This window comes from Aceticella sp. 75b-Ac (genome assembly GCF_056032965.2).
This window is the reverse complement of record NZ_CM190971.1, coordinates 902,118-917,500: the sequence shown is the minus strand read 5'-3', so window position 1 is coordinate 917,500 and position 15,383 is coordinate 902,118. Positions and strand designations below refer to the sequence as shown.

General features: G+C 39.1%; 12 protein-coding genes (1 of these 12 only partly in view). 10 read left to right on the top strand and 2 right to left on the bottom strand.

What is annotated here, in order from left to right:
- Positions 1-306 carry the 3' portion of a DNA methyltransferase gene (locus AC0LWJ_RS04880; RefSeq protein ID WP_503031481.1) on the top strand. It extends 1,065 nt beyond the left edge of the window, so the window shows 306 of its 1,371 coding nt (coding positions 1,066-1,371); the start codon falls outside the window, past its left edge; it ends in the stop codon at positions 304-306.
- Between the two features lies 1 nt (position 307).
- Positions 308-1,582 carry a DNA methyltransferase gene (locus tag AC0LWJ_RS04875; RefSeq protein WP_474237461.1) on the top strand — a complete coding sequence of 425 codons (1,275 nt, stop codon included), beginning with the start codon at positions 308-310 and terminating at the stop codon, positions 1,580-1,582.
- Positions 1,583-1,597: 15 nt separating this feature from the next.
- On the opposite strand, the gene AC0LWJ_RS04870 is transcribed toward AC0LWJ_RS04875, so the two are convergent.
- Positions 1,598-2,350: a hypothetical protein gene (locus tag AC0LWJ_RS04870; RefSeq protein WP_474237460.1), complete on the bottom strand. Its 753-nt coding sequence runs from the start codon at positions 2,348-2,350 to the stop codon at positions 1,598-1,600.
- Positions 2,351-2,557: 207 nt separating this feature from the next.
- Complete coding sequence (locus AC0LWJ_RS04865) at positions 2,558-4,141, bottom strand: IS1182 family transposase (protein WP_503031410.1); 1,584 nt, start codon at positions 4,139-4,141, stop codon at positions 2,558-2,560.
- Positions 4,142-4,647: 506 nt separating this feature from the next.
- On the opposite strand from AC0LWJ_RS04865, the gene AC0LWJ_RS04860 reads away from it, so the two are divergent.
- The 8 genes from AC0LWJ_RS04860 (at position 4,648) to AC0LWJ_RS04825 (ending at position 15,299) form a co-directional block, all read left to right on the top strand.
- The gene (locus AC0LWJ_RS04860) at positions 4,648-6,069 is read left to right on the top strand and encodes an ISLre2 family transposase (protein WP_503031441.1); all 1,422 of its coding nucleotides are present in this window, start codon (positions 4,648-4,650) and stop codon (positions 6,067-6,069) included.
- A 175-nt stretch (positions 6,070-6,244) separates the two neighbouring features.
- Positions 6,245-7,024: a DUF4428 domain-containing protein gene (locus AC0LWJ_RS04855; protein WP_474239258.1), complete on the top strand. Its 780-nt coding sequence runs from the start codon at positions 6,245-6,247 to the stop codon at positions 7,022-7,024.
- A gap of 216 nt (positions 7,025-7,240) precedes the next feature.
- Positions 7,241-7,534 carry a GNAT family N-acetyltransferase gene (locus AC0LWJ_RS04850; protein WP_503031480.1) on the top strand — a complete coding sequence of 98 codons (294 nt, stop codon included), beginning with the start codon at positions 7,241-7,243 and terminating at the stop codon, positions 7,532-7,534.
- A gap of 100 nt (positions 7,535-7,634) precedes the next feature.
- The gene (locus AC0LWJ_RS04845) at positions 7,635-8,621 is read left to right on the top strand and encodes an ABC-three component system protein (RefSeq protein WP_503031479.1); all 987 of its coding nucleotides are present in this window, start codon (positions 7,635-7,637) and stop codon (positions 8,619-8,621) included.
- A complete protein-coding gene (locus AC0LWJ_RS04840) occupies positions 8,605-8,844 on the top strand; it encodes an ABC-three component system middle component 7 (RefSeq protein WP_012283916.1) in 240 nt (79 codons plus the stop codon). Before AC0LWJ_RS04845 ends, AC0LWJ_RS04840 begins: the two co-directional genes overlap by 17 nt.
- The gene (locus AC0LWJ_RS04835; RefSeq protein WP_474239251.1) at positions 8,822-10,459 is read left to right on the top strand and encodes a DUF2326 domain-containing protein; all 1,638 of its coding nucleotides are present in this window, start codon (positions 8,822-8,824) and stop codon (positions 10,457-10,459) included. Before AC0LWJ_RS04840 ends, AC0LWJ_RS04835 begins: the two co-directional genes overlap by 23 nt.
- 19 nt (positions 10,460-10,478) lie before the next feature.
- Positions 10,479-12,791 carry a site-specific DNA-methyltransferase gene (locus tag AC0LWJ_RS04830; protein ID WP_474239249.1) on the top strand — a complete coding sequence of 771 codons (2,313 nt, stop codon included), beginning with the start codon at positions 10,479-10,481 and terminating at the stop codon, positions 12,789-12,791.
- Positions 12,792-15,299: a DEAD/DEAH box helicase gene (locus AC0LWJ_RS04825; RefSeq protein WP_474239248.1), complete on the top strand. Its 2,508-nt coding sequence runs from the start codon at positions 12,792-12,794 to the stop codon at positions 15,297-15,299.
- The last annotated feature ends 84 nt before the right edge of the window (positions 15,300-15,383 follow it).

The following is a 15,383-nucleotide window of genomic DNA, read 5'->3' as shown; positions in this document are numbered from 1 at the left end:
ACCAAAAGAATACCGGCAATGCTAAACGGTTATTTTGCAGATATGGAAGAAGCATTACGTCAAATATATAATGCGCTGCGTCCGGGTGGGAATTGTGCTATTGTAGTAAGCAATTCCGCATATGCTGGCATTGTTGTTCCTACAGATATTTTTTTGGCAATGATAGCAGAACGACTTGGTTTTGTCGTGAAAGAAATTCAAGTAGAGCGGCTCATTATCACGAGCTCTCAGCAGTATCGAGAAACAGAGTATGCACGTAAATATTTACGAGAAAGCATTGTAAAGTTACATAAGCCAGGGGTGTAATATGAATCCTATTAAAGTTAGTGAATTTCCCGATTTTCCAAGTCAGAATCAAATATACGAAATTGTTCCTAATAAATCAGTAATAGTTGGAAGTACACATCGTCTCTTTAATAAATATCCAACGAGGTATATCCCGCAAGTACCTCGTTGGGCGATTTTAAAATATTCGTCTCCTGGAGATATAGTATTAGACCCGTTCTGCGGTTCTGGTACCACTCTAGTAGAAGCGCTTCTTAATAGGCGAAACGGATTGGCAATTGATATTGACCCATTTGCCCGTCTTTTAACATCGGTTAAAACAACACGATATAGTGCGGCAGATATTGAGCGTATAGACCAGATTGTAAATAAAATAATGAATAATTTAACAATTTCTGCATCAGCAGATGCGTATCCAGATATACCAAATATATCGAAGTGGTTTAATGAGCAGGCAATTGAGCGCCTCGCGGTTCTCAAAACACTTATAGATGAATATGCAGTAGATAGGATCGCTATAAAGAACTACCTTTATATAGTTTTGGCAGCTATTGTACGTAGATGTTCAAACGCGGAAAATGAGTCACCAAAGCCATACATATCAACACGTTTTCCTAAGGTTCCAGATGATCCATTCATAGTTTTTTTTGAAACAGAGTCTTTATATAGGAGTGCGATTATTGAATTTGCGCAAGATACTGAGGGCTTTGAGGTATCCAATACTATATTATCGAGTAACGATGCACGTAACATTGTTCTTGACTCAATGGTAGAACTAGCGGTAACATCGCCTCCATACATAAATGCATATGATTATGTAAGAATCCTGAAGTTTGAAAATATGTGGCTCGGTCTTGCAGATAACAGTGAACTTGTGTCACTCAGGAAAGAGTATATCGGAACGGAAATTTCTAGTTCTTTTTACACACGGTATCAGTATGCAATGCAATCTGAGACACTTTGTTCGATTATGCCTGCTATTGAAAATGTTGACATACGTCGTGCCAGTATGGTTGGCACCTATTTTGAAGACATGGCATTAAACCTTATCCAAGTAAGAGATGTACTCGTGCCTGGTGGAAGATATGTTATTGTTGTCGGTGATAGTACTATCAGGAACCAAAATGTTCCAACGACTAAAATATTGACAGAGATTGCATTGGCAAATGGATATGTATTTGAAACTGTATTCAAGTATGTAATACGTGACAGATATCTACATATGCCACGTGGCAATAGAGGCGGAATAATCAAATATGACAACATTTTGGTTTTACAGAAAAGAAAAAATAGGTGATGCAGTATGAGCTGCTCACCTATTTATTAATGCCCTAATATCGTCATATAACTGTGTATAGCCGCATATCCAAACCTTATTTTTGCCTGACCGTTGGTCGATTGGGCGCGGCAAATATGTAACAAGCATTGCGCAGCAATCGTCACGGTCATCAACACAGGGGAAATCATATAAATAAGCAAGTACATCCTTCATTCCCTCGTAGGTATATGCTGATCTCAGTGAGTATTTTACTTCAACTATGCGAGTATACGATGAACCTAATTCTGTATTATCGCACTGGATGATTATATCTGGGCGTAAAGAGCTTTTGGCATAACCTTGATTTTTGAGAGAGCTCGAATATTCACGACTTATCATATTGTCCGGTAGTGATTGATAAAATATCTTATAGAATATACCAGATAAACAGTATTCAAAAATTGTTTGTTTTGAAGTTCGAATTACAGAAAAATGTTTAGTATCTCCTTTTTTCATTTGGCTTTCGAAATAATTTAATACTTTAAACAGAACTGCGAACTCAAACACAGTTGGCGTATCCACTGGAGCTAACACTTGGGACAAAACCAAGTCTTTTATAGCACGCATAGAACGCTTTACAAAGAGGTCATAGAACAATTTACCAACCGATGAAATCTCTCGATAATATTGATTACGGCTATTGGCGGCATCCAAAATACTGCTGTACTTTAATCGTGGCGGTAGTGTTATATTTTTAAGCTTGACGTGGTGCATCAGTTTTTCGGCTTCATTGTACTGCTTAATCACTATGTTATACCATGTTTCCTTAACAACTGTTTCCCTAGGAGTCCACTCGAAAATAACTTATCTGCCGGTTAAGAATTTTTATCATCGCATAAATTATCAGAATAATCTCTATTCAAAGAAATATATATGATTTTGTTATTGATTTTAATATGTATATTATGGCTTTATTGACCTGTTATTGCTATTTTTAATATCCTTAACCATTCTTTAAGCCGTTTTTGGGCAGACTTCCACCTTCTTAATTTGTCTATTACAAATTTTAGAAATATGTTTCGTTATTATTTTGATATTATTGTTTATTGCTACCATTATCATTTGCCATCTTATTTTTAATTTTCCTCTATACCTTCCTTTACGTCCGCCATGCCTGGTAAGTTCTGATATGTTTCTTTCTACATTCGGTCTTTTTGCATAGTCTTCTTTAAATTCATCTGTTTTTTGATATTCCCTTTGTTCTTGTATTTCTTTTTCATACGGATGTATATTTATTGTTCTCCCTTTTTTTGATTTTGTACATTGGTCTTTTAGCGGACAATCATTACACTCTTCTGCTCTAAATTTCACTGTAACTTGCTCATGTTTTTGTGTTTTTTCAGTATCAAATTGTTTTATATGTCCATTGGGACATTCTACTGTTCCTTTTTCTAAATCAATTTTGAATTCTTCTTTTGAAAATCCTCCACTTGGATTTGTTGCTTCCGGCACTCTAATGCAAAAATCTGTTCCTTCTTCTTTCCTTTTTTCTATTTCTTCAAAGTCACTATATGCACAATCTCCATACAGTTTATCTATATCAACGCCGTTTCTTCGGCTTTGTTCTATAAGATCACTCATATGTTCTCCATCTGCTATATTTGCTCCATCAACTTCTATTCCTACTACTACTGAGCCTTTTTCTCCTCCTGTTATAATTTCAGCTTTGTATCCATCTGATAATTTCGATGAGGTCTTTCTTCCATGGCGCATTTCATCATCTACTACTGATATTATTCTGTCTTTTGCTGTTCCTTTTATCATTTTTACATGCCCGTCGTTTGTTATTTCAACATCTTGTAATGCTACTCTTTCTAATAATTCAATTGCTTTTTTTAAATCATCTTTTATATCTTTTTTTGTTTTTATATTTTCTACGAGTGATAGTGCATCTTTAACAAGTTCTTCGAGTAATTTTGCTTTTTCTTTTTCGTTTTCCCATGCTATTTTGGGTTTTTTGATATTTTCTTTATAATCTGTTCTTTTCAGTATTTTTTTCGATTCATCTTCCATTTCGTAAAACTTCATGAAACGGAGAACCATCTTTATCCCTTGGTATATCATAGTGTAAGTATCTTGTCTGGCACAGGAACCCCAAATCATGAATGAATCTATTATGTGTAAGTTGTCTTTATCAAACAGTCCTACTTCTTTTGCCTGACTAATTGTTTTAATGAATATTTCTTTTCCTATTTCGCTGTTAAACAGTCTTTTTCTATGATCACATAATGTTACTGCATCTATTCCATCAAAATCCCGTGGTGCGGTTAATGCATATTTAATTCTGTCATCGAATCGTGATTCTTCTTCCATTTCACGATCAGAATATCCTTTTTCAAATTGTATCAGCATCGCTGTAAATGTATATACCGGAGATATGGATTCTCTGCCATAGTATGAGAAAAGTGGCTGAAACATTTCTTCATTAAGATTATTAAATACCCATGTTCTTAATCTATGATAATAACTATCTTCAGAAATTTTTCCAAGTAACCAATAATCTGAAAATGACATTTGTCTGTCTGCTTTTCCTAACATTTTTATCACCACATTTTTCTTATTATATTATTTATATTATATCATAAAAATAGCTCTTAAGTGCTTATTTCATATGTGTTCAGGAGTATTTTTTATTGTAAATTATATGGTTTTCAATAACATATTTGTTAATTTGTGATTGATGATTTCGAGTGGACTCCTAGTAAATAAGGGCTTTTTCGGGTTTGAGGGTAAAAATCCGATGTGTAAAAATAGTAAAAATATCGTTTCGTGGGAATAAGTCCACGGAAGCAGAATTGATAGTTAAGTGGTCAGATTAGATGTCATAGTCCAGTGACAGAGCAGGTCAGATGTCAGATGCTCGCGTGTGAACAGATTAGATGTTTTTTGGATTTTTCGAGATTGAGAGAGCAGGTTGGATGTTACGACAAGAATATTTCTTGGGTAGCCTCCATGCATAGTGTAAAATTATCGTAGGATTTTTAGATGATAAAAGACAAGAGACAACCCCTGTGATAAAATAGAATTTTGGAAAAACAAAAAACATGAAAGGGGTGTCTCTTGTGAAAAAAATTAAGTTTGAAGATATTATACTACAAAATGCAACTAATTACATCAATAATGTAAGGGAAATTTTTAAAAAATTATTAGAAGAAGGGATGGATATAACAGAACTTTCATTAAAAGTTAGAGAAATGGTAGACAAATTAGGTATAGAAACAATAGTAGCAATTATAGAAGAATTAGATAAGATAATAAAAGAAGACAAGAGAAGGAAAGAGAAATGGGTAGTAGAAAGAGAAGATGAAAAGACTTTAATAACAACAGTAGGAGAAATAAAATATAAAAGGACATATTACAAATCAAAAGAAGATGGTAGATATACATACTTGACAGATGACGCATTAGGGATAGAGAGACATGAGAGAGTAGAAGAAGGAGTAAAAGTAAAGATAGTAGAAAAGGCGACAGAAGAATCCTATGAAAAAAGCAGTAAAGAAGCAAGTCCAGTAGAATTAAGCAGGCAGACAGTATTAAATACAATAAGAGAGATAGGAGAAGTAGAAGTAAAAAAAGAAATAGAAGAAAAGAAAGAAGTAAAAGTATTATACATAGAAGCAGATGAAGACCACGTATCCTTACAAGACGGGAGAAAAGAAATGCCACGACTTGTATACATACATGAAGGCAAAGAAAAAAAGAACGGTAGGTCTGAACTAAAGAATATCTATTACAAAGCATATGTAGATCAAAAGCCAGAAGACATATGGATAGATGTAGCAAATTACATAAATGACAATTACAAAGAAGAGAAAATAGAGAAGATATACATAGCAGGAGACGGAGCAAGATGGATAAAAGAAGGGATAGAATGGATACCAAAATCAAGATTTGTACTAGACAGGTATCATTTAAACAAATACATACTCACAGCAACATCAAGAGAAGCAAGATATAGAGATAGGATATGGAGAGCAATAAATGAAGGGAATGAAAAAGAATTAAAAGAGGCATTTAATGAACTATCAAAAATAGCACAAACAGAGCAAGAGAAGAAGAAAATAAGAGAAGTAAAGAAGTACATATTAAACAACTGGGAAGGGATAAAAATATACAAAGAAGATGAGGATGTAATAGGGTGCAGTGCAGAAGGGCATATAAGTCATGTATTTTCAGACAGGTTAAGCAGGAATCCATTAGGATGGAGTAGAGAAGGATTAAAGCTAATGGCAAAATTAAGAGTATTTAAGAAAAATGGAGGCAATTTAAGAGAAGTAGAATGGCGTAAAAAGCGCAAAAACAACAATGAAGGTTATAAATTAACAAAGAAGCAAATAAAAGAGGCAGTAAAGAGAGCTAAAACGTATACAAAAGAACAAATAAACAATATTACAGTGTTGGATATGGGCAAAGTAACACCAATATATAGAATTTTAAAAGCAATAAAATATGAAAAAGTGATATAAAAAACACATAATGCATGGAAACCTTGATTTAAGCAATTTCAGGGGTTGTCTTTAAAAAAAATATCCTACAGTATCTTGACACTATCGCCTCCATGATGCGATTTGATAATATAAGAACTCTATGGTATAATCTATGTAACATGAACAAGTAAAATGATGAAAAGAGGGGAATAGAATGGGGTTTTTCGATTTAAAGGTTAAATGCGCAATTTGCAACAAACAGATCGGGTTGCATAGATTTCAAATCGCAAATAAGGAATGGATATGCCCCGAATGCTTTAAAAAATGCGGTTTTACAGCGATGACTCCTATTAAAAAAATGACCACGTCACAGATACATGCCGCTTTGCAAGAAAAGGAGAAAAGTGCCAGTGCGTTGAAAACATTTGTCGCGACAAAAAAGGTTGGCACTTTTTTAGAAGTTGACGAGAATCAAAAACAATGGCTCATTCCGGATGGCTTTTTCGGCGGCAAAAAGCACCCCAAAATTTATAATTTTACCGATATTGTTGATTTTGAATTATTAGAAGACGGAACTTCGGTTACAAAAGGGGGGTTAGGAAGGGCTTTAGCCGGTGGGGTTCTATTTGGCGGAGTTGGAGCGATAGTTGGCGGTGTTACAGGGGGTAAAAAAAGCAAAGCGATTTGCAACAGCCTGAAAATAAAGATTACATTAAATAGCATGGCGACCCCGGCTACATATATTGACTTTATTAAGACATCAACCAAGAAAGATAGTTTCGTATATAAGACAAATTTTTCATTGGCACAGGAATGCTTATCTGTTCTACAATTAATGTGTAACGGCGCTTCCGGGCAGGATAACGATTTGCCGGAATCCAAATCAGGTACGAGTGAAGCCGATGAAATACTAAAATTCAAACAGCTTCTTGATAATGGTGTAATTACTCAAGAGGAATTTGAAGCAAAGAAAAAACAACTACTTGGATTTTAAGAAAACAATGTCCCCACATTTAGATGCGCAGGGCACTTTTATGACCCATTGCAAAAGAGAAATGATTGGTAAAGATAAAATGGTGAGAGGGGAAATGTTTTATGAAGCAATACGGTGCATTGGAGATTGTAGCGGGCCGGAAGGCTTGCGCAAACTAATTATTCGCAAAGCCTTCCAATTGGTTGTAGTGATTCCAACTTTGAGGAGGGTATAACCTTGATTAAAAATAATTGCACTTTCCGTTTGGAAACTAAAGAAGACTACAGAAAAGTAGAAAACCTTACAAGAGAGGCATTTTGGAATAAATACCGTCCCGGCTGCACGGAGCACTATATTCTTCATCAATTCAGGAATCGTCCGGATTTCGTGAAGGAATTGGATTACGTTATTGTAGAAGATGGCCGGATTGTGGCTCATATAATGTACTGCAAATCCGAAATAAAGTGTGATAATGGCCGAATTGTTCCGATTATGATATTCGTAGCGATGATGGTACTGTTTCAGATTTGATACTCGGTAAAAAAATCTATCGTCCTATGTGACTGATGTTGCTCCGACAGCGGATGCTCGTGCTGCTTCAAATTACTTTAAGCAAAACATCCTTCCCTTGTTGGATAGCAACAAAAAGAGCCTCATCGTTCTTGCGTTGAAGGACATCATTGCTTCTGATGACACAATTGAGCCAGACACAGTTGTTGAAAAAGTGAATGACATGACAAAGAAAAATATCGCAGGACGCGATGCTTTTGTTCTGGAGGATTTTCTCGCCGGAATTTTTCTATATACAGCAGTCAATGTTGAAAACAGAAATTGTGAAGAAAATGTAAAAAAGATAACTGACGAGTACATACAATCTTTTGAAGCTCAAAAAACGAATATAAGCTTCCTTACGGCATATAGCAGATTCTCTACGGAGACAGCCGATGAAATTGCGATTGACACTCACTCATTAGTGCTTTTAGCAGAAACTGGGGGTAAGTGTCAAAAATGCGGTAGGTTTTTGGGTATAAAAAAAGAAGGCAACGACGTTAACTACGTTAAGGTCGTCCACCTTTCCGAAATCGATGACGTTGTTCTATGCGTTGATTGTGAACGCGAAATGCGGAATGCTTCCAAAGAAGAAAAACTGGCTTTGCTTTCGGACAAGCATAACTTGGAAAATCTTATGGCAGCAAGGGATGCAACGTCACGATATGTGTTAGAAAAGCAAATTGAATATGTGCTTCGTGAAGTCCAGTTGATGGATGTTACTGAAGATACACGACTCAAAATTGAACCTGTAAAGGTTGAGAGAAAAATCACTGAAAAGCGGTTGAAAGAGCGAGTGCTTTTTGATGTCAGGCAGTTGTACGAAGGCGTCAATAATGCATTAGATCGATTATCCGGGGAAAACAAACTGAATGTAGACAGATTTGCCAAGAGCGTTAAGCGGATGTATGAGGATGCAAGCGAAAAGCTGACATCCCAAAGCGATATTTACAACCTGCTTGCTGATACATTGTTTGAAAAGACTAGCCGCAAATATAGAGAAGCCTGCAAGATAATAATCTCCTATTTCGTGCAAAGGTGTGAGGTGTTCGATGAGATTGCCGAATAAAGTAACATCCTATTCAAACAGCGTCATTGCCCGTTTCCCAGACATCTTAGAAGCATTGACGCAGAGAGATATGTCCCCTAAAGAGCTGTTTGAACTGACCACGTCAGCCAAAAAGGATATGGGTGATTTTCTAAGCGCTTTAGACTGCCTGTTTGCTTTGGGAAAAATTGAAATAATTGAGGAAGGGAGGGTACTACGCTATGTTGACAGAAATTCGAAGTGATAAATTTGCGCCGGAGCATCAAACCATCCGCTTTAATTCGGGCCTTAATACGGTTTTAGGCAGTGCGGGCGGCAGCAATGCCATCGGCAAATCAACATTTCTGTGGATTATTGACTATGCATTCGGTGGCGAAAGCTACTACTCCCTGTCGGATGATATTAAAAAGGAAATAGGCCCCCATACCATCTATTTCACTTTCCAATTTGAAGGACGGCCCCATTACTTTTACCGGAGTACCGATAATCCTAAAAATGTTTATCGGTGTGATAAGGATCACCATTTCATTGCGAAATTGACGCTGGACGAATTCCGGAGCTTTCTCTTTCAGGAATACAAGGTTGGGCTGCCAGCTCTCACATTTCCGGAAATCACAGAGCGTTACTTTCGTATTTATGGGCGTGAAAATACACTGGAAAAGTATCCTCTGCTGGTAAAGCCCCGGGAACAGGATGAAAAAGCCGTTGATTTTCTAATGAAGCTGTTTGGTCACCACAATATTCTCGCTGCCATCAAGAGCATGGAAGAAGAACTTGGTGTTAAATCCTCGCAGCTCAAATCGCGCCAGCGTCAGCAGGTGGACATCGAGAAAATCGAAATGAATCGGAAGACTATAGAGTCACTGAAGAAAAGACTTCAAAAGCTGATGAAAAACAGTGAAGAAGCCCAATTAGCGATGTTCGGTTTTGATACTCAGACATTTGAACGGATAACAGTGGCTCAAAAAGAGTTGAACAGTTTTATCCGCAAGCGTAACCGTCTGCAGTCGCAACTTAATGCTATTGAGAGTAATATTGCTGACAGTAATCCCGAAACCGCCAGTGAATTTGATTCCTTGGTGCATTTCTTCCCAAATACTGATATAAAAGCGTTCGAGGAGATTGAGCATTTCCATAAGAAAATCAGGGAAATTTTGAGCGAAGAAATGGCTCAAGAAATAGAACGTTTGCAACCGCTTATTGAGCATTGCGATAAGGAAATCAAACGCCTACATCAAAAGATCGAGGAGTCCGGTTTGGCAAAGGAGATGTCGGAACGAGTGCTCTCTCAATGTGTCAACGTGTCAAAAAGCATTGACAGGCTTGAAGAAGAAACTGCTGAGCTGATTCACCAGAAAGATTTGCAGGAAGCTCGCGCCGAAGCAGAGCACAGGCTGGCAGAACTGTTACAACAGCAAACCGAAAAGCTGGAAGAGATACAAGACGATATCAATATGCGAATGGAATTAATAAACGGTGTCGTGACCGAGCAACAGGAAACAGCGCCTCTTTTGCAAATCACACCGCAAAAGGAAATCTTTTTTGGAACACCCGGTAATACCAGTGAAGGTACTGCGTTCAAGAGCCTTGTGATATATGATTTGAGTGTACTTGAATTACGTCCGATTCCAGCACTCATTCATGATTCCAACATTCTCAAGCGTATTGAGGATATACATCTGGAACACATATTGGAACGTTATATGGACAGTGGACGACAGATTTTCATTGCATTTGATAAGGCTGATTCTACGACCGCAAAGGCACATGAGATTTTAGAAACTACGGCAGTTTTGCGATTGTCGGACGGAAATGAGCTTTTCGGCCGTTCGTGGAGCAAGTATGAATCGAATGATTAAGCATAGGAGGATCTAAAGTATGGCTGCAATCAATGATTTACTGCGGCAAATCCCTGACACATCTTTACGTAGTCGATTGGAACAGGAATTTGCCCGCCTATCTAAAAATAAAAAATTCGGACTAGTATTCGAGGAGCACATCCCTGAATGCACGCCGCTTTACGATGTTGCTGTTAAACGTGGTTCAACCGTTGCACGAAAAACTGGCCATATCAATGATATTTATACAGTGGTGAAACTGAATGGTGATACCGCCCTTTGCCGTAACAAGGCAACAGGCGATACAATGACCATCCCGCTTACGGAGCTTGTTTCGGTTGCTCAGTTCGGCGAACCGATATTTCCCATGCTCCAGCCGATTGCTTCTGTAGAGAATGCGCCTGATAGTAGTCTATGGCATACTCTCATTGAAGCAGACAACTACCACGCCCTTCAGTTGATGGAATACCTATACCCAAAGCAGGTAGATTGCATTTATATCGATCCACCATATAATACCGGTGCGCGGGATTGGAAATACAACAATGATTATGTGGATTCCTCTGATAGCTGGCGCCATAGCAAGTGGCTGTCCATGATGCAAAAACGGCTGAGGATTGCAAAGAGAATTCTTGCCGATGATGGTGTTTTGATTGTTACTATTGATGATAATGAGCATGCTCATCTTACAATGCTCCTTAATGAAATATTCCCTGATAGGAAACTATTTTCAGTGCCTATTCAGCACAATCCAAGAGGTACGCAAGGAGAAAAATTTGCAGTTACTCATGAAATAGCAATATTTGTAGTTTCAAAAACGAGCGAGATTTACAAAAAAAGTCATTTGGGTGGTGAGATTAGTAATTTTAGAAAGTGGGGAAATCAATCTGAACGAAGCCAGACAGCACGCGCAACTACTTTTTATCCTGTTATTGTTGACGAAAGACTTAATATCGTTAAGTTTGGTGATGTTATGCCTCTTGATGAACATCCTGAAGGAGCTAATGTTAAAGTTGGAGATTTTATATATGTTTACCCTATCGATTCAAATGGTATTGAGCGAAAGTGGAGATATAGCAAAAAGAATGAAGATGAGGTGTTACCCTTATTAAGGGCAGTAGAAAACGCAGGAACAATTGAGATACAAATTCAGCGGGAAAGTGAAAACACAAAAACTGTATGGACTGATCCATTATATAACGCTGAAGAATATGGTACAAAAATGATCAATGCAATGCTGGATACAAGTTTTTCTTATCCAAAATCGCTATATGCTGTTCATGATGCATTATGGCATGTTGTATCTGGCAAACCAAACGCCCTCATTGTTGACTTCTTCGCGGGTAGTGGTACGACGCTCCATGCTGTAAATCTGCTGAATGCAGAGGACGGTGGTCAGAGGAGGTGCATTCTCGTTACTAATAACGAAGTGTCTGAAGCTGAGACAAAGAAACTGAAAGAGTCAGGCTACCAACCCGGTGACCTCGAATGGGAAAAGCACGGTATTTGCCGTGCGGTAACTTGGCCGAGGACAAAGTATAGCATCCTTGGCAAACGTGATGACGGTACAGTATTGACAGGCGATTACTTCACAACCCTGACTGAGACAAAAGAAATTGAACGCTCATTCTATCAGCTTGGTTTTGTGGAGAAACCCGCAGAACTAACAACCAGCGCCAAAAAGCAGCTTGTTTCTTTGTTTCGCGGTAAGGATGGAAAAGCAGAGCTGCCACAAACATTGGTAAAAGCAGATAGTAAATTCGTTGTTTCGGATAAACATTCAACGTCGATTTTATTTGATGTAAATGCTGTTGACGAGTGGTTGGATGCGCTGGAGGACCAAGATCACATCACAGACTTTTACATAGTGGTAAAAGAAGCGGCGGTATTCAAAGAAATCAAAGCGAAGGTTTCCGATTTGCTTGGCCCCATCAATGTACCATCGCAAGTTAAGCGTCCTATGAGCGAAGGCTTTCCTGCCAATGTGGAGTACTTCAAATTAGGTTTCTTGGATAAAGACAGCGTGTCGCTGGGCCGGCAGTTCCGCGAAATATTGCCGCTGCTTTGGCTAAAGTCGGGTGCAATCGGCAAGCGGCCGGAAATAAGCAGCGATGAGGAACCGGAGATGTTAATTCTCCCCCAGAACGGCTTCGCGGTTTTAGTTGATGAAACAAAATATGCGGAGTTTGCCGAAAAGCTTTCGGAAGAGGATAATATCAGAGTGGTCTATTTTGTGACTAACTCCGAGGAGGCCTTTCGCGAAATGACTGCTGGGATAAAAGCAAATAACACATACCAACTATACCGCGATTACATTGATAACTTTGTATTGGGAAGCAGGAGGGATTCATAAATGAGAGATACACTATTTCCATTTCAGGAAACGGCTCTTTCCGAATTGCACGAAAAAATTAATAAGGCGCACTTGATGTGGAGCGAACGTGACCCGCAAGTGATTTCATTTTCCGCGCCTACCGGTTCAGGCAAAACCATTATCATGACTACACTTTTTGAAGAAATTCTGTATGGGAGTGCAGATAAAATCGGCGAGCCGGATTCGGTGTTCATTTGGCTTTCTGATTCACCTGAACTCAATGAACAAACACGGCTGAAAATCGAAAGCAAGTCTGATAAAATCCGTGTGCGGGATTTAGTGACTATCGATTCAACCTTTAGCGCCGAGTATTTTGAGGGCGGCCGAATTTATTTTCTGAACACACAAAAACTCGGTTCTGACAAGCTGTTGACTGGAACATCTGATACACGGCAGTATTCCATCTGGGAAACACTCAATAACACTGCCAGACGTAACCCAAAGCAGTTTTATGTGGTGATTGATGAGGCGCATAGAGGCACATTCACATCCGTTCAGGCGGAGAACAAGGCGCAGTCCATCATGCAGAAATTCATTAAAGGCAGCAAGGACGACGGGCTCTGCATTATGCCTCTTGTTATCGGTGTGACAGCAACACCCCAGAGATTTGATAATTTAATCGCCGGAACGACATCGACAGTTCAAAAAGTCATCGTTCCGCCCGAGCAGGTTCGTGAGTCCGGACTTTTAAAGGACAGAATCATCATTCACTACCCAGATATTCAACTGAGCGCCGATATGACCATGTTTAAAGGGGCAGTGGATAATTGGCTCAAAAAATGCGCTCACTGGAAATCCTACTGTGAACACGAAAACGAAAAAATGGTAAATCCAATTCTTGTTGTTCAAGTTGAGGACGGAAACGAACGCGAAGCAACACATACTGATTTAGGGGCTTGCATTGATTTGCTCGAGGAAGCTCTGGGACGCAAATTACTGCCCGGGGAAGCGGTACATACATTTAATGACCGCGGCACTCTTAAAGTGCGTGACGTTGAGATTCAGCAAATTGAAGCCTCCCGAATTGAGGAAGAGGAAAATGTGAAGGTAGTGTTTTTCAAAATGAACCTTTCCACAGGTTGGGACTGCCCACGCGCTGAAACGATGATGTCCTTCCGCAGTGCGCAGGACTACACTTATATTGCTCAGCTTTTGGGACGCATGATTCGTACTCCTTTGGCAAGAAGAATTTCTTCCGATGCTGAGCTTAATAGTGTAAGTCTGTTTCTTCCGTACTTTGATGAAGATACAGTGAAAAATGTGGTCAATGCTCTACGCGACAGCGAAGCAATTATTCCTACAGAAACAGGTACAAATAAAGAGCTTGTTACACTTGGCCGCAATCTTGCCTATGCTGATGTGTTTGATGCAATGGATAAACTTATCACATATCGGGTGGATTCGTCCCGCAAGCAGGCGCCGCTCAAATTGTTAATACAGCTTTCCCGCGCGCTGACAATGGACGGTATTGACTTGGGGGCACAGAAAGCTGTAAAAAATGCGGTTTTATCAAAAATGGATGAGGAAATCGCACGAATAAAAGAAAGCGGAGACTTTGACGGTCGAGCGGCTGCAATCACCGGATTTCCTCTTGGGACGCTGATATTTGAATATGGAGACAATGCCATTTCCTTCGATGAGACGACACAGACTATGACGGTATCCGAATTTGATATTTCCCAGCATTTTGAACAGGCCGGAAAGCTCTTGGGAGAGGGCTTGCATAAGGAGTATTGGATTCGGCACAGTACCCGCGACCATATCGATATAAAAAAAGAAATTATTGTTCTCACAAGTGATACGGACGCTATGGAGCGGATAGATGCCTATGCGGAGAAAGAATTTATTAATCTTTATGAAAACAACAAGCGCGCCATCGCAAAGCTGAACGAAGCACGAAAGATTGTCTATGAAAGATTAATCAATGCTTCAGCCCAACCGATAGCTGTACCGTGGGTATTGCCGGATTCAATCGATTTCTCTGTATCGGATGATAGCATTAAGCTTGAACAGCACCTCTTTTGCTCTGAGGACGGGATATTCCAAGCAACGCTGAATCCCTGGGAAAGCGGAGTTGTTGCAGAAGAGCTGAACAATGGTGCTGTTTGCTGGCTGCGCAATCTCGACCGTAAAAAATGGTCACTTGAAATCCCGTATGAAGTCGGCGGTATAACCACTTCCATGTTCCCGGATTTAGTGATTGTCCGTGCCGACGCACAAGGGTACATTTTTGATATATTGGAACCGCATGACCCAAGCCGCAAGGATAATTACCCCAAGGCAGTGGGCTTAGCGAAGTTTTCAGAGAAGCATTGGGATGTTTTTGGACGGATTCAGTTGATTCGACAAAAACGAGGAGTAGATGGCCGCGACCATTTTTATCGCCTCGATATGTCGAAAACGCCTGTTAGAAATAGAGTGCGCGGCATTACTTCAAATGAAGAACTTGATAGAATTTTTGATGAAAATGCTGAGCGAGAGGATTAGCTTCTGATGGGGACAGCCTTTCTGCAGTAAATTATATTGAGATACAGGCTTTCCCCTTAGTGATAAATAATAATTGATAATGGA